Genomic DNA, 15,105 nt, shown 5'->3' on the forward strand with positions numbered 1-15,105 from the left:
GATCAGCCCGCCGGGCGGTACCGCAATCCGTCCATCAGCAGGTCCAGCAGCCGTCGTGCCTGGTCACGCTGGTCTCGGCCGCCGGAGGCGAGACTGACGCCGCTGAGTCCGACCAGTACGTCGGTGGGGTCGACGTCGGTACGTACGGTGCCGGCCGCCGCGCCGGCCTCCAGCAGCAGGCCGATCGCGCCGACGAGGCGGTCGCGGCTCTGGGCGTACGGGTTGGTGCCGGAGGCGATCACCAGCCGGAGGGCGTCGGCCATCTCCCGTTTGGTGGTCAGGTAGTCGATGAACCGGTCCATCCACTCCCGGATCGCCTCGACCGGTGGGAGGCGGTCGCGGAGTTCGGCCGCCGCGTCGCAGAGTTTCGCCAGCTCGTTGCGGTAGGCCGCCTCGACGAGCGACTCCCGGGTGGGGAAGTGGCGATAGAGGGTGCCGATGCCGACCCCGGCGTCCTTGGCGATCGAGTCGAGGGTTACCTCCGGGCCTGCCTGGGAAAACGCCCGGACGGCCGCGTCCAGCAGCCGCTCGCGGTTGCGCTGGGCGTCGGCGCGGAGCGGTCGGGGACCGGTCTGCGGCACGTCTCCTCCTGAACTGGGCCGGAACCCGGGTGGCAAGCGGAGGAGCCTCCGGTTAGTGTGGTGGTAACGGAGGAGCCTCCGCTTCTCATCGTAGCGGCGGTCCACACCCGCCGCGCCTCTGTCGACAAGGATGGATCATGGCCATCGGCACGCCTGTCAGCACCCCGTTCACCGCCGAGTCCACCGCGCTGGAGGTCGTCGCGGGCATCGACCTCACCGGTCGCCGGGCCGTCGTCACCGGCGGCGGATCGGGCATCGGGGTCGAGACCGCCCGTGCGCTCGCCGCCGCCGGAGCCGACGTCACCCTGGCCGTACGCCAGCCCGACCAGGGCCACCGCGCGGCCGAGGAGATCACCCGTACCACCGGCAACGACCGGATCACGGTGGCCGCGCTCGACTTGGCCGACCCGGCCTCGGTCGCCGCCTTCGTGGCAAACTGGGACGGACCCCTGCACATCCTGGTCAACAACGCCGGCATGATGGCCTCGCCCGAGATGCGGACGCCGCAGGGCTGGGAGATGCAGTTCGCCACCAACCACCTCGGCCACTTCGCGCTGGCCACCGGGCTGCGTCCGGCCCTTGCCGCAGCCGGGGGCGCCCGCGTCGTCTCGGTCAGCTCGGCGGCCCACCTGCGCTCACCCGTCGACTTCGACGACATCCACTTCGCGAAGCGCGAGTACGAGCCGTGGACCGCGTACGGGCAGTCCAAGACCGCGAACGTGCTCTTCGCCGTGGAGGCCAGCCGCCGCTGGGCCGACGACGGCATCCTGGCCAACGCGCTGCACCCCGGCGGGATCCGCACCAACCTCCAGCGGTACGTGGACGAGGAGGAGCTGGCCCGGCTGCGCGCCTCCAGCGGCCCGGTCGCCCCCTGGAAGACGCCCGAGCAGGGCGCTGCCACGTCGGTGCTGGTGGCCACCTCGCCGCTGCTCGACGGTGTCGGCGGGCGCTACTTCGAGGACTGCCAGCAGGCCGGGCCGCACGAGCCCGGCACCCGGACCGGCGTCGCCGCGTACGCCGTCGACCCGGCGGCCGCCCAGCGGCTCTGGCAGGTCAGCGAGCAGACCCTGGCGGGCTGAGACCCGTAGGCCCAACGAGCGAGGGCGCCCCGGTCGTCGACCGGGGCGCCCTCTCGTGCTGCTGACTGCGGTTACAGGCCCAGCTCGGCCTCGAAGTTGCCGCCCTCCAGCCGCTCCTTGACCGCGACCAGGAAGCGGGCCGCGTCGGCACCGTCGATCAGTCGGTGGTCGTAGGAGAGGGCCAGGTAGATCATCGACCGGACCGCGACGACCTCGCCCAGCTCCGCGTCGTTGACCACGACCGGACGCTTGACCACGGCACCCGTGCCGAGCATCGCCGACTGCGGCGACGGCACGATCGGGGTGTCGAACAGGGCGCCCCGGCTGCCGGTGTTGGTCAGCGTGAACGTCGCACCGGCGATCTCGTCCGGGCTGATCTTGTTGGTCCGGGTGCGCTCGGCCAGGTCGGCCACCCGCTTGGCGATGCCGCCCAGGTTGAGGTCGCCGGCGTTGTGGATGACCGGCACCAGCAGGCCGCGCTCGGTGTCCACGGCGATGCCGAGGTTCTCGGCGTCCGGGTACGTGATCGTCCCGCCGTCGAGGTCCATTCGGGCGTTGACGATCGGGTACGTCTGGAGCGCCTCGATCGCGGCGAGGGCGAAGAACGGCAGGAACGACAGCTTGACGCCGTGCCGGGCCAGGAACGAGTCCTTGGCCTGCGCCCGCAGCTTGGCGATCTTGGTGACGTCCACCTCGATCACGGTGGTGAGCTGCGCCATCTCGTGCAGCGACTGCTGCATCCGCTTGGCGATCGCCGAACGGATCCGGGGCAGCTTCTCGGTGGTGCCGCGCTTGGCGCTCGGCTGCGGCTTGGCGGCCGGCTTGGCCGGAGCCGTGGCGGCGGCCGGCTGCGCCGCAGCGGGCGCGGCCTGGGCGGCCTTGGCCTTCTCGGCCGCGTCCAGCACGTCCTGCTTGCGAATCCGCCCGCCGACACCGGTGCCGTTCACCGAGGCGAGGTCGACGCCGTGCTCACCGGCCAGCTTGCGGACCAGCGGCGTCACGTAGCCGGCCGCCTGCTCGCCACCGTTCGACGGGGCCGCCGCGCGCTGCGTGGCGGGAGCGGCCGGCTGGGCGGCCTGCTCGGCCTTTGCCGGCTCCTTGGCCTGCTCGGCCTCCGGCGCGGGCTCGTTGTACGAGGCACCCGGCGTCGGCTCGGAGACCTCCGGCTTCGGCTCGGGCTTGGCCTCGGCCTTCGGCTCCGCCTTGGGCTCGGGCTTCGGCTCCGGCGTGGCCTCGGCCGGGGCGGCACCGGCCGCACCGACGACGGCCAGCGTGGCGCCGACCTCGGCGGTCTCGTCCTCGGGGACCTTGATCTCCAGGACGGTGCCGGCGACCGGAGAGGGGATCTCGGTGTCGACCTTGTCGGTGGAGACCTCCAGCAGCGGCTCGTCCACCTCGACGCTGTCGCCGACCTGCTTGAGCCAGCGGGTGACCGTACCCTCGGTGACGCTCTCGCCCAGGGCCGGCATCTGCACCGGGGTGCCCTCGCCCGACGGCGCGGAGGCCTGGGCCGGCTGCTGGGCCGGCTCCTCGACGGCCGACTGCTCCGCCTCGGCCTGCGGCTCCTCGGCCGCCTCGGCGGCCTGCTCGGCGGGGGCCTCCTGCTGCTGCGGGGCGGCCTCGCCGCCGGCCGACTCGCCCTCGCCGGAGATCACCGCCAGCTCGCTGCCGACCTCGGCCGTCTCGTCCTCGCCCACCACGATCCGGGTCAGCACGCCGGCCGCGGGCGACGGGATCTCGGTGTCGACCTTGTCGGTGGAAACCTCGAGCAGGGGCTCGTCGACCTCGACGGTCTCACCCTCCTGCTTGAGCCAGCGCGTGACGGTGCCCTCGGTGACGCTCTCGCCGAGCCGGGGCATGGTGACCGATACCGGCATGTTCTCCAGACTCCTTCATTTCCCTGGTGGGGGGATCATCGCCCGTCGCCGGACGCCGCGGGTTGTCGTGGTCAGGCGTGCGCGTGCAGCGGCTTGCCGGCGAGGGCCAGGTGCGCCTCGCCCAGGGCTTCGTTCTGCGTCGGGTGGGCGTGCACGAGCTGCGCGACCTCGCCCGGGTACGCCTCCCAGTTGTAGATCAGCTGCGCCTCGCCGACCAGCTCACCGACCCGAGCGCCGACCATGTGCACGCCGACCACCGGGCCGTCGTCGACCCGGACGAGCTTCACGAAGCCGGCCGTCTTGAGGATCTGGCTCTTGCCGTTGCCGCCGAGGTTGTAGTTGTAGGTCTTGATCTTGTCGGCGCCGTACTGCTCCTTGGCCTTGGCCTCGGTGAGGCCGACCGAGGCCAGCTCCGGCTCGGAGTAGGTGACCCGGGGGATGCCCGCCTCGTCGATCACGGCCGGGTTCTGGCCGGCGATCTCCTCGGCGACGAAGATGCCCTGCTGGAAGCCGCGGTGGGCGAGCTGGAGGCCGGGCACGATGTCGCCGACCGCGTACACGTTCGGCACGCTGGTGCGCAGCCGCTCGTCGGTCAGCACGTACCCACGGTCGGTCTTGACGCCCTGCTCCTCGTAGCCGAGGTCGGCGGTGTTCGGGCCCCGGCCGACGGCGACCAGCAGCAGCTCGGCCTCGACCGTGTCGCCGCCGGCGATGGTCACCTTGACGCCGTTGTCGGTCTTCTCGACCTTCTCGAACGGCTTGCCGACCTTGAAGTTGATCTTCCGCTTGCGGAACGCCCGCTCCAGCGCCTTCGACGACTCCTCGTCCTCGGCGGCGACCAGGCGGGGCAGCGCCTCGATGATGGTCACGTCCACCCCGAAGGACTTCCACACGCTGGCGAACTCGACGCCGATCACACCGCCGCCGAGCACGATCGCCGAACTCGGGACCCGGTCCAGGGTCAGGGCGTGGTCGCTGGTGATGACCCGCTCGCCGTCGACCTCCAGGCCCGGCAGGCTCTTGGCGTACGAGCCGGAGGCCAGCACCACGCTGCGGCCGGTGTACCGCTTGCCGTCCACCTCGACCGCGTTCGGGGCGACCAGCTTGCCGGCCCCGGCCACGAAGGTGATGTTCTTGGAGCCGCCGACCAGGCCCTGCAGGCCCTTGTAGAGGCGGGAGATCACGCCGTCCTTGTACGCGTTCACCCCGGCCATGTCGATGCCGACCAGCTCGGCCTTGATGCCGAACTGCTCCGACTCGCGGGTCTGGTCGGCGATCTCGGCCGCGTGCAGCAGCGCCTTGGTCGGGATGCAGCCGTTGTGCAGGCAGGTCCCGCCCAGCTTGCCCTTCTCGACCAGCGCGACGTTCAGGCCCAGCTGGGCGGCGCGCAGGGCGGTCGCGTAGCCGCCACTGCCACCTCCGAGGATGACGATGTCGAAGGTTGCGTCGTTCGGCTCGCTCACGTCCAACTCCCAGGTCGCGTCGCTGCATCGGGGGTCACGGCGGGGTAACAGGGACACACCCCACCTCGGCCATCTTGTCACCACCGTGCGGAAGCCGCGTACCGAGGTGCCCAACGACACGTTGCCGCCACGTACCCTTGGCACTGCCTTCGACGACGGACGCGTGGGGAGACGGCTCGGTGGGACTGTTCCGGCGACGCAAGCAGGCACGCGCGGTTGACTCCGACCGTACGGCCAATCGCGCGGATCTGGAGCACTTGGAGAACTTTGTCCGGACCCGCAAGGGTGTCGAGGCGTTCATCGAACCCCGCACCACGGTGACCGAGACCACCGTCATCCTGATCGCCGACGACGGCGAGTGGACCCGGCGCCGCATCGACGGGCCGGACGGGGCGCGCCGCTTCGCGTACCGGGTCAGCATCCCCGTCTACGACATCGCCCTGATGGGCTACCCGCAGCGGATGCGCGACTACAACGAGCGCCGCAAGCGCCGCCCCGAGCAGTACTGACCCGTCCCACCGCGCCGTGCCCGTGCGGCTCAGCTCGGATGTTAGGAGGGGTCCCCTGCTATGCACCAGGCGTTAGCAGGGGACCCCTCCTTGCATGAATCCCTACCCGCAGATCAGCCGTTCGCGGTGACGTCGTCGATCAGGTGCAGCAGGGTACGGACCGGGACCCCGGTGCCGCCCTTGGTCCAGTAACCGGTCGCCTCGCCCGCGTGGTACGACGGACCGGCGATGTCGATGTGCGCCCAGGCGACGTCGTCGGTGACGAACTCGCGCAGGAACACACCGCCCTGGAGCATGTGACCGGCCCGGTCCATGCCGGCGTTGACCTGCGAGATGTCGGCCACGTCCGAGTCCATGCCCTTGCGCACGTCGTCCGGCAGCGGCATCGGCCAGGCCGGCTCGCCGACCGCGTCACCGGCGTCGCGGACCCGCTCGCACAGCTCGGCGGTGCCCATCAGACCGGAGATCCGCTTGCCCAGCGCCACCACCTGCCCGCCGGTGAGGGTGGAGGTCTCGAAGAGGTAGTCGCAGCCGTCCGCGCAGGCCCGGGCCATCGCGTCACCGAGGATCATCCGGCCCTCGGCGTCGGTGTTGAGCACCTCGACCCGCTTGCCGTTGAACATGGTGATCACGTCACCCGGCCGGTACGACGTCCCGGACGGCATGTTCTCCGCCATCGGCACGTACGCGGTCACCGTCACCGCCGGCTTCAGCTCCGCTACGGCCAGCATGGTGGCGGCCACCGCCGCCGCCCCGGCCATGTCCGACTTCATCTCCCACATGCCCTGCGCCGGCTTGATCGAGATGCCGCCGGTGTCGAAGGTGATGCCCTTGCCGACCAGCGCCACCCGCTTGCCGGTGCCGCCGCCCTCCGGCGTCCAGGTCAGCTTGACCAGGCGCGGCGGGGCCTCCGAGCCCTGACCGACCGCGATGATGCCGCCGTAGCCGCCCTCGCGCAGGGCGACCTCGTCGAGCACCTCGACCTCCAGGCCCGCCGCCCGGCCGGCCTCGGCGACCGCGTCGGCGAAGACCGGCGGGCGCAGCTCGTTCGGCGCCACGTTGACCCAGTCGCGGGTCTGCCGGACCGCGGCGGCCACCGTCCGGGCCCGGGTCACCTCGGCCTGCGCTCCGGCGTCCGCGGCGTCCGGGACGGCGACCAGCACCTCGGCCACCGGCTCGCGCCGGGTCGGCTGCGGGCGGGTCTTGTAGCCGGCGAACCGGTACCCGCCGAGCAGCGCTCCCTCGCCGACCGCGCGCAGCGCGGCGGGGCCGTCGGCGTCGTCCGGCAGCGGCAGCGCGAGCGCCACCCGGGACGCACCGGCCAGCGCCCGTACGGCGGCCCCCGCCGCCCGCCGCAGGGTCTCCGGGGCGGGTGCCGCGCCGGTGGGCTCCGGGCCGAGGCCGACGGCGGCGACCAGCGGGGCGGTGACGGTGCCCAGGGTGGCCAGTTTGATCACCTCGCCGGGGCCGCCGGTCGCGCCGAGCAGTGCCAGCGTCTCGGTCAGCTTGCCGTCGAAGGCGGCGGCGATGCTCTCGGCGCCGCTGGCGAGCAGCAGGGTGCCGGCGAGGCCGCTGGTGGCGTCCTGTTCACCGGTCGTGCTGTGCACGCCGATCACGATGGCGTCGACGGCGAGTTCGGCGGGGTCGGTGTCGACCAGGCTCAGGGTGGTGCTGGGCGATGTCACGGAAGCTGCTCCCGGGCGGGCCGGGCCGGCCGCGTGTGGCGTACCGGCGGTTCGGTTGGTGCCGACGGATGAGGTACCCGTCGGACGTCGGTGCTGCCCCGCCGGTTCCTCCGGTGGGTCCCGCCGATGCTAACCAGACCGGTCCGCCCCGGTAAGTTCCCACCCATGACCGACGTGACCACCGACGCCGCCGAGACCCGGCTGCGTCGTTCTCCGCTGGCCGAGCGACACTCCGCACTCGGTGCCAAGTTCGCCCCGTTCGGCGGCTGGGAGATGCCGCTGGAGTACGCCGGTGGCGGGGTGCTGCGGGAACACACCGCAGTGCGTACCGACGTCGGCGTGTTCGACGTCTCGCACCTGGGCAAGGTGCGGGTGACCGGGCCGGGCGCGGCGGAGTTCGTGAACTCCTGCCTCAGCAACGACCTGGGGCGGATCGGGCCCGGCCGAGCGCAGTACACGCTCTGCTGCGACGAGGCCACCGGCGGCGTGGTGGACGACATCATCGCCTACCTGTACGCCGACGACCACGTCTTCCTGATCCCGAACGCCGCGAACACCGCCGAGGTGGTGCGCCGGCTGCGCGCCGCCGCGCCGGAGCAGGTCACGGTCATCGACGAGCACGAGGCGTACGCGGTGCTGGCGGTCCAGGGACCGCGTTCGGCGGCGCTGCTGGCCGGGCTGGGCCTGCCCACCGACCACGGCTACATGAGCTTCTCGCCGGCCACCCTCGACGGCGTCGCGCTGACCGTGTGCCGCACCGGCTACACCGGTGAGCTGGGCTTCGAGCTGGTGGTCCCGGCGGCCGACGCGGTGACCGTCTGGGACGCGCTGTTCGCCGCCGAGCCCGCGCCGCGCGCCTGCGGGCTGGCCGCCCGGGACACCCTGCGCACCGAGATGGGGTACCCGCTGCACGGGCAGGACCTGTCGCTTCAGATCAGCCCGGTGCAGGCCCGTTCGGGCTGGGCGGTGGGCTGGGACAAGCCGGCCTTCTGGGGCCGGGACGCGCTGCTCGCGGAGAAGGCCGCCGGTCCGGCGCGTACGCTGCGCGGCCTGGAGGCGGTCGACCGGGCCATCCCGCGCCCCGGCATGGCGGTGTACGACGGTGACAACCGGGTCGGCACGGTCACCAGCGGCACGTTCAGCCCGACCCGGAAGCAGGGCATCGCCCTGGCGCTGGTCGACACCGCCTCGGCCCTGACCGACGGCACCGAACTCCAGGTGGACGTGCGCGGTCGTCGCCTGCCGGTCCGGCTGGCCCGGCCGCCGTTCGTCGACCCCTCGGTGAAGTGACCGGCGACCGCGTGCGGTGACTCAGGAGCGGGGCGGCTCCCCGGCGTCCAGCACGGCCTGGGTCCAGCCGCCCTCGATGACGCCGGAGGTGTCCAGGACGGCCCAGTCGACGATGTCGGCGGTCTCGACCTGCACCGGCGAGCCGATCCGGACCGTCGGGTCGGTGTTGGCGTCGCTGGCGCTGGTGCCGACGATCCGTTCGGGCGTGTCCCAGGCGGTCACCCCGGCCCAGACGTACTCCGGGCCGTCGTCGCCGGGCAGCCCGTACTTCACCACGAGCTGGGTCTGCGGCGGGAGCTGTCCGGCGCGGAACCGGGCCCGGACGTCGCCCAGTCCGGCGCGGGCGGTGGCCACCGCCCGGCTCATCGCGTCGCCGGAGCGCGCGTACCGCACGTCGGGCTGGATACCGGCGAACAGGGTGCCGCAGGCGGCGGCGAAGTAGCGCCCGTCCGGGCCGGGGTGCCCGGCCGGGGGCCGCAGGCTCAGGAACGAGTCGGCGTCCGGGTCGGTGGCCGGGTCCAGCTCCAGCCGCAGCAGCACCGGCGCGGTCGCGCCGTGCTGCTCCGGATTGCCGTACGCGACCGCGATGTCGTGCCCGGTGACCGTGGCCAGCACCGGCAGCGGCACGAACGCCGGCACCTCCTCGCCGGCCAGCCCGTCGGTCCAGTCCCGGAGCAGTCGGCGGGCGGCGCCGGTCATCACCGCGCCCCAGGCCCGGGTGAGGTGGTCCGGCACACCCTGGGTCTGCAACTCCAGCAGACCGAAGCGGCGCAGCCCCTTGGTGGTGAACCAGAGCCCCTCGGCGTCCGAGGAGTACGGCACCAGCACCCAGTCGACCAGCCGGACCCGGCCCTCGGCGTCGGGCAGCGAGCGCAGGGCCGCCGCCGGGTCCAGGAACTGCAACCCGAACACGTCGACAACGTCGCCGCCGACCTCCTCGGCCACGGCGGCGGCCACCGCCCGGGCCGCCCACTCGTGGGCCGGCGGCCAGCCCGGCCGGTACTCGGCCTGCACCACCACCAGGTGGCTCGCGGCGGCCAGCCGGCCGAGCTGTTCCTCGGTGGCGCCGAACGCGGTGAGCAGGTCCGGCGGCAGCTCGGGGAACTCGCCGATCGGGCGGATGTCGACGCTCATCAGCGGGCTGTCCAGCATCTGCACGGCCAGCCCGTGCACCGGCTCGGCCAGTCGACCGGCCAGTCCACGGACCGCCGTGCGGGCGGTCACCGACGGCAGTCCCACCGTCGGCACCAGATAGGTCGCGGTGAGCGACTCCGGGACCGGTACGGGCAGGAAGTCGTCGGTGATGAGCATGTCGTCCCCAGGGTGGCCGCGCCGGTGCTGTCGACAAGGAACGCTACCCGCCGGCGACCGCACTGCTCAGCCGGACAGCACCAGACCCAGGTAGACCAGCGTGGTGACCAGCTCCACGGTGGCGCCGAGCACGTCGCCGGTGATGCCGCCGAGACGGCGTACCACGTGTCGCAGCAGCCCGGCCGCGACGGCCAGCGCGGCGAGCACCACCAGCGGTCCCTGCCAGGGGCGATCCGGCACGGCCGGGACCGCCGCCAGCGCCACGGCGACCGTCGCCACGGCCAGCGTGACCGGCCCGACGGTGCCGGCGACCAGCGCGCCGAGCCCGTCCGGACGGGCCGCCGGGACACCCCGCCGGCAGGCCAGCGATACCCCGAGCCGACCGGCCGCCACGGCCGCCAGCACCGCCGCGAACGTTGCCGGCCGGGGCCGGCCGGCCAGCTCCGCCAGCGCCGCGGCCTGCACCAGCAGGACGAGCACCAGGGCGACCACGCCGAACGGCCCGACGTCCGGCTTCTTCATGATCTCCAGCGCGGCCGGCCCCCTCCGGTACGACCCGAGCGCGTCCACCGTGTCGGCCAGCCCGTCCAGGTGCAGACCCCGGGTGAGCAGGGCGCCCGCCGCGACGGTCACCCCGGCGGCGACCAGCGGCGCGGTGACCGCGTCGAGCAGCAGCAGGAGAGCGCCGAGTGGCACGGCCAGCAGGGCGCCGACCAGCGGGGCGAGCGCCATCGCCGTACCGGCCGTGGTCCGGTCGATCCGGCCGGCGCGTACCGGCAGGATGGTGAACGTGGTCAGGGCCAGCCGCGCCCCGTCGCCGAGCCGGGGCTCAGCCGGCACGCGTGCCCTGCTCCGCCGGGTCGGTGCCGGCCGGTCCTGCCGGGTCGGTGCTGGTCGGTCCCGGGCCCGCCGGCTCGGGCTCGCGGAAGTCCGGCTCGTCCGGCTCCGGCTCCTCGGCCTCGTCCACGCCGTCGGCCGGGTCGTGCGACGGGCGGGGCGGCAGCGCGGCGGCCAGCGCCAGCACCGAGCGCAGCAGCGGCAGCACGGTCAACGCGTTGGCGCCCTCGCCGAGGTCCAGCCGTAGCTGCGCGAGCGGGCTCAGGCCGAGCACGTCGGAGGCCAGCTTGACGGCCGGGTGCCCGCCGTGGTCGGCCAGCATGCACCAGTGCCGCGCCTGCCCGGCCAGGTCCCGGCTGACCAGGCCGGCGGCCACGCCGACCGGCCCGTCCAGCAGCACCGGCGTGCGTCGCGCGGTCGCACCCAGCAGGAGGCCGGTGGCTACGGCGATGTCCCCACCGCCGAGCTGGGCCAGCACGTCCTTGGCGTCCCGGGAGGCCCGCCGGGTGCGGTGCAGGGCGTCCCGGACGGCCGCGCACCGGGCCATCCAGGCCACGTCGTCGATCTCGCCGTTCTCGTTGATCACCCGGCCGAGCACGGCGGGCGCCTCGGCACCGGCGGTCGCGGCCAGGACCGCCGCCGCAGCAGCCTCGGTGCCGGCGCCGCACGCCGCCACCACCAGCAGTTGTACGCCGGAGTCCACGGCCTCCTCGGCCAGCCGCCAGCCGTACCGCAGCGCGGCGTCGACCTGTTCGGCGGTGAGCGCCGGGCCGTGCTCGATGGCGGCGGCGGTGGGCGCCTCCACCACCTGCAGGCTCGCCCCGCTCTCGGCGGCCAGCCGGGCGAGCACACCCTGACCGGCGCGGGCCGCCTCGGCACGCCGGGCCGACTCCCCGGCCCGGGTACCGGCGGAGCTTCCGCCGTCGTGGTCGCCGTGCAGCAGCAGCACCCGGACCGACTGCCAGGGTGCCGGGGTCGGGGTGCCCTGGGTGGCGGCGGCGAACGAGACCACCTGTTCCAGGACGCCGAGCCCGGTGCCGGGCACGTCGAGCGTGGCCAGCCGGTCCACCGCCTGCGGACCGGCGTAGTCGTCGGGCATCGGAAGGTCCATGCCCGGCTGGATGACCAGGCCGGTGTCGGCCACCGGCAGCGTCATGGTGGGCGCGGTCCACCCGGTGTCGTCGGCGGCCGGGACCGGCGCCGGTGCGGCCGGTACCTCCGGGGTGGTCACCGGAGGCGACGCGGGCAGTGCCACGGCGCCGTCGGCCGGTCGCGCGTCGCTCGGGCCGGCCTGTGCGGGCACCGCCGTGCCGTTGACGGCGGCGGACGGACCCGGCGAGGTCTCGACGGTCGGCGCCGGCTCGGGCGTGGCCGGCTTCAGCCGGACCGGCTGGCCGGCGACCACCAGCACCACGGTGTCGCAGGCGTCGGCGACGGCCCGGTTGACCGCGCCGAGCGCGTCGGTGAAGGCCCGGCCCAGCGGCGTGGTCGGCACCAGGGAGAGCCCGACCTCGGGACTGACCAGCACCAGCCGTGCCGGGCAGTCCCGGACGGCGGCGGCCAGCTCGGCGACGGTCGCGGTGTCGTCGGCCGGCTGGTGGGCCGGGTCGAGCAGCACCGTGACCCAGCCGCCGAGGTCGTCGACGAGCAGGGTCTCGTCCGGCCGGGCGCTGGCGATCACGTCGGCCAGCCGGCGCGGGTCGTCCGCCGTCTCCTCGGTGCTCCAGGTCGTCGGCCGGCGCTCGCGGTGCGTGGCGATCCGAGCCGCCCACTCCGCGTCGTCGTCGCCTCCGCCGGCGGCGGTGGCCACGTACCGGACCGTGACCGCGTCGGCCACCAGGGCCTCGGCGAACTCCGACTTGCCGGAGCGGATGCCGCCGAGCACCAGGAGCGTGTTCCACCCGTCTAGGGACATGGCTCGTACCTTAACGGCCGGCCGGGCGGGAGCGGCATCGCAGGGCCACGCTCCCGCGCCAGCTCACCGAGGTTCGGGGGACTGGTACATGTAGTCGTTGGGGTTGACGTCCGCCGGCTTCGGGTCCTCCTGCCAGGCGCCTTCGCCGGGGCGGGCGACCAGGGCGTCGACCAGTTCCTCCCGGTCCATCTCGCGTGCGCCCTGGATACCGCCGCGTACCGCGATGTCGCGAAGCTGTGCCGTGTCCATCTCCGGGATGGGTGTCGTCATCGTCGCCTCCGTGAAGATCCGGTTCCCCCGGAGATACCCGGCCCGGCGACGGTCAACCACCGACCGCGCACCGGTCCGCCCTCGATCGACGCCCGTGGCCGGGCGGTCGGCGGTGCGGTGCGACTACGCTGGCGGGGGTTCGTCCCAGCGGGACATCAGCGGCGAGGGGAGACGCGCACATGGCGTGGAGCTGGCGGTACGAGGGCGCGAACGGCGAGTCGGTCGACGGGCCGGGGGAGTCGTTCGGCAGCCAGGCCGACGCCGAGTCCTGGATCGGCCAGACCTGGCGGGAGCTCGCGGCGTCCGGCGTCACCTCGGTCACGCTGCTGGAGGACGACCGGGTGGACTACCGGATGAGCCTCCAACCTCCGGCCCAGTGATGCCATCCCGGGACTCCGAGCCGCTGGTGCTGGGGGTACCCCGGGCCGCGTTCCGGCCCAGCCCGGTGTTCCTCGCCCTGGTCGCGTTGCTGGTCACCAGCGCGCTGCTGGCCTGGCACGGGGTGGGCAACGTCCGACTCGCCGTGTTCGGCTTCGTGGTCACCGGCTGGCTGGTCTCGCTCTGCCTGCACGAGTACGCCCACGCCGTGGTCGCGTACCGGTTCGGTGACCGGGGGGTGGCCCACCGCGGCTACCTGACGCTCAACCCGCTCAAGTACAGCCACCCTCTGCTGTCCATCGCGTTGCCGGTGGCGGTGGTGCTGCTCGGCGGCATCGGACTGCCCGGCGGCGCGGTCTGGGTGGACCGGCACGTGATCGCCGGACGACTGCGACACACCCTGGTCAGCCTCGCCGGCCCGGCCACCAACGTGGTGTTCGCGCTGGTGCTGGTGGCGGTGCTGCGCCTCGGCGCGTCCGGCGGCGGGCCGGTGGAGTTCTGGGCCGCCGTCGCCCTGCTCGCCTTCCTTCAGATCACCGCCAGCCTGCTCAACCTGCTCCCGGTGCCGGGACTCGACGGCGGCAACATGATCCAGCCCTGGCTGAGCCCGCCCTACCGGCGGATGTACGACCTCTTCGCGCCGTACGGCTTCATCCTGCTGTTCGCGCTGCTGTGGAACCCGACGATCGGCGGCTGGTTCTTCGACGCGGTCTTCGCCATCGGTGACGTCCTGGGCCTGCCGCCCTGGCTCTACGCCACCGGCCTGGACCTGGTCCGCTTCTGGCAGAGCTGAACCGCCGTCCCCGGCCGGGGCACGTGCCTGCCTCGGCCGGGAACGGGCCGGGTCAGGGCCGCTCGGCCGGCGACTCGGTACGCGCCGGGTCCCGCTCGGTGACCGGCTCGACGATCTCGTCGATCGCCTTGAGCAGACCGGCGTCGAGCTTGACCCCGGCCGCCTTGACGTTGTCGTGCACCTGCTCGGGGCGGGACGCACCGATGATCGCCGAGGAGACGTTCGGGTTCTGCAGCACCCAGGCGACGGCGAGCTGGGCCATGGTCAGCCCGGCCTGGTCGGCCAGCGGCCGCAGCTGCTGCACCCGGGTCAGCACGTCGTCGGTGAGCCACTTGGCGATGAAGCCGGCGCCGGACTTCTCGTCGGTGGCCCGGGAACCGGCGGGCGGCGGCTGGCCGGGAAGGTACTTGCCGGTGAGGACGCCCTGCGCCATCGGGGACCAGACGATCTGACCGATGCCCAGTTCCTCACTGGTCGGTACGACCTCGCTCTCGATGACCCGCCAGAGCATCGAGTACTGCGGCTGGCTGGAGACCAGCGGGATGCGCAGCTCACGGGCGAGGGCGTGGGCCTCGCGGATCTGCGACGCCTTCCACTCGGAGACCCCGATGTAGTGCGCCTTGCCGGAGTGCACGACGTCGGCGAACGCCTCCATCGTCTCTTCCAGCGGCGTGCTGTAGTCGTACCGGTGGGCCTGGTACAGGTCGACGTAGTCGGTCCGCAGCCGGCGCAGCGACCCGTTGATCGACTCCATGATGTGCTTGCGGGACAGGCCCCGGTCGTTGCGGCCCGGACCGGTGGGCCAGTACACCTTGGTGAAGATCTCCAGGCCCTCGCGCCGCTCCTGCTCCAGCGCCCGGCCGAGGACGTCCTCGGCGCGGGTGCCGGCGTACACGTCGGCGGTGTCGAAGGTGGTGATGCCGGCGTCCAGGGCGGCTCGGACGCAGGCGAACGCGGCGTCCTCCTCGACCTGCGAGCCATGGGTGATCCAGTTGCCGTACGAGATCTCGCTGACCATCAGGCCGGAGCGGCCCAGGTGTCGGAATTCCATGCCACGACCCTAGCCCCACCGGGGGTACGAACGGCCAGGGGCGATTCTCGACGCACCGGCCGACGT

Annotated in this window: 14 protein-coding genes; 5 read left to right on the top strand and 9 right to left on the bottom strand. The window is 73.5% G+C overall.

The genetic code is table 11. From position 1 onward, the window contains the following. Positions 1–2 precede the first annotated feature (2 nt). Positions 3–581 carry a TetR/AcrR family transcriptional regulator gene (locus tag ACIBO1_RS29940; RefSeq protein ID WP_396752323.1) on the bottom strand — a complete coding sequence of 193 codons (579 nt, stop codon included), beginning with the start codon at positions 579–581 and terminating at the stop codon, positions 3–5. A gap of 137 nt (positions 582–718) precedes the next feature. Between ACIBO1_RS29940 and ACIBO1_RS29945 the strand changes: the two genes are divergently transcribed. Next, the gene (locus ACIBO1_RS29945; protein WP_396752326.1) at positions 719–1,660 is read left to right on the top strand and encodes an SDR family NAD(P)-dependent oxidoreductase; all 942 of its coding nucleotides are present in this window, start codon (positions 719–721) and stop codon (positions 1,658–1,660) included. Positions 1,661–1,731: 71 nt separating this feature from the next. On the opposite strand, the gene sucB is transcribed toward ACIBO1_RS29945, so the two are convergent. Next, complete coding sequence (sucB, locus tag ACIBO1_RS29950; RefSeq protein WP_396752328.1) at positions 1,732–3,537, bottom strand: 2-oxoglutarate dehydrogenase, E2 component, dihydrolipoamide succinyltransferase; 1,806 nt, start codon at positions 3,535–3,537, stop codon at positions 1,732–1,734. Between the two features lie 71 nt (positions 3,538–3,608). Further along, positions 3,609–5,000 carry a dihydrolipoyl dehydrogenase gene (gene lpdA, locus ACIBO1_RS29955; RefSeq protein WP_396752330.1) on the bottom strand — a complete coding sequence of 464 codons (1,392 nt, stop codon included), beginning with the start codon at positions 4,998–5,000 and terminating at the stop codon, positions 3,609–3,611. Positions 5,001–5,179: 179 nt separating this feature from the next. Between lpdA and ACIBO1_RS29960 the strand changes: the two genes are divergently transcribed. Further along, positions 5,180–5,509 carry a hypothetical protein gene (locus ACIBO1_RS29960; RefSeq protein WP_117228376.1) on the top strand — a complete coding sequence of 110 codons (330 nt, stop codon included), beginning with the start codon at positions 5,180–5,182 and terminating at the stop codon, positions 5,507–5,509. 113 nt (positions 5,510–5,622) lie between these two features. Here the strand turns inward: ACIBO1_RS29960 and ACIBO1_RS29965 are convergent, their stop codons facing one another. Next, on the bottom strand, positions 5,623–7,194 hold the full coding sequence (locus ACIBO1_RS29965) for a leucyl aminopeptidase (RefSeq protein ID WP_396752333.1): 1,572 nt from the start codon (positions 7,192–7,194) through the stop codon (positions 5,623–5,625). Between the two features lie 165 nt (positions 7,195–7,359). Here ACIBO1_RS29965 and gcvT point away from each other — a divergent pair, with 165 nt between their 5' ends. Continuing rightward, entirely contained in the window at positions 7,360–8,484 is a 1,125-nt protein-coding gene (gcvT, locus tag ACIBO1_RS29970) for a glycine cleavage system aminomethyltransferase GcvT (protein ID WP_396752335.1), read from the top strand. A gap of 21 nt (positions 8,485–8,505) precedes the next feature. Here gcvT and ACIBO1_RS29975 read toward each other — a convergent pair whose 3' ends face one another. From ACIBO1_RS29975 to ACIBO1_RS29990, 4 genes are all read right to left on the bottom strand, one after another. Next, positions 8,506–9,795, bottom strand: coding sequence for a DUF2314 domain-containing protein (locus tag ACIBO1_RS29975; protein WP_396752337.1), 1,290 nt, complete (start codon positions 9,793–9,795; stop codon positions 8,506–8,508). A 66-nt stretch (positions 9,796–9,861) separates the two neighbouring features. Continuing rightward, positions 9,862–10,635 (bottom strand): adenosylcobinamide-GDP ribazoletransferase, encoded by a 774-nt coding sequence (locus ACIBO1_RS29980; RefSeq protein WP_396752339.1) that lies wholly within the window; start codon positions 10,633–10,635, stop codon positions 9,862–9,864. After that, a complete protein-coding gene (gene cobU / locus ACIBO1_RS29985; protein WP_396752341.1) occupies positions 10,625–12,547 on the bottom strand; it encodes a bifunctional adenosylcobinamide kinase/adenosylcobinamide-phosphate guanylyltransferase in 1,923 nt (640 codons plus the stop codon). The genes ACIBO1_RS29980 and cobU overlap by 11 nt, the downstream gene beginning before the upstream one ends. Positions 12,548–12,610: 63 nt before the next feature. Beyond that, positions 12,611–12,817, bottom strand: coding sequence for a hypothetical protein (locus ACIBO1_RS29990; RefSeq protein ID WP_176094926.1), 207 nt, complete (start codon positions 12,815–12,817; stop codon positions 12,611–12,613). 179 nt (positions 12,818–12,996) lie between these two features. Here ACIBO1_RS29990 and ACIBO1_RS29995 point away from each other — a divergent pair, with 179 nt between their 5' ends. Together ACIBO1_RS29995 and ACIBO1_RS30000 are read left to right on the top strand one after the other, a co-directional pair. After that, positions 12,997–13,197, top strand: a complete 201-nt coding sequence (locus tag ACIBO1_RS29995) for a hypothetical protein (protein WP_350696218.1) — start codon at positions 12,997–12,999, stop codon at positions 13,195–13,197. Then, a complete protein-coding gene (locus tag ACIBO1_RS30000; RefSeq protein ID WP_396752367.1) occupies positions 13,197–13,988 on the top strand; it encodes a site-2 protease family protein in 792 nt (263 codons plus the stop codon). The genes ACIBO1_RS29995 and ACIBO1_RS30000 overlap by 1 nt, the downstream gene beginning before the upstream one ends. Positions 13,989–14,040: 52 nt before the next feature. Here the strand turns inward: ACIBO1_RS30000 and ACIBO1_RS30005 are convergent, their stop codons facing one another. Next, on the bottom strand, positions 14,041–15,039 hold the full coding sequence (locus ACIBO1_RS30005) for an aldo/keto reductase family protein (RefSeq protein WP_350696219.1): 999 nt from the start codon (positions 15,037–15,039) through the stop codon (positions 14,041–14,043). Between the last annotated feature and the right edge of the window lie 66 nt (positions 15,040–15,105).

The sequence above is a fragment of the Micromonospora sp. NPDC049903 genome (assembly GCF_044460945.1).
Lineage (GTDB): Bacteria > Actinomycetota > Actinomycetes > Mycobacteriales > Micromonosporaceae > Micromonospora.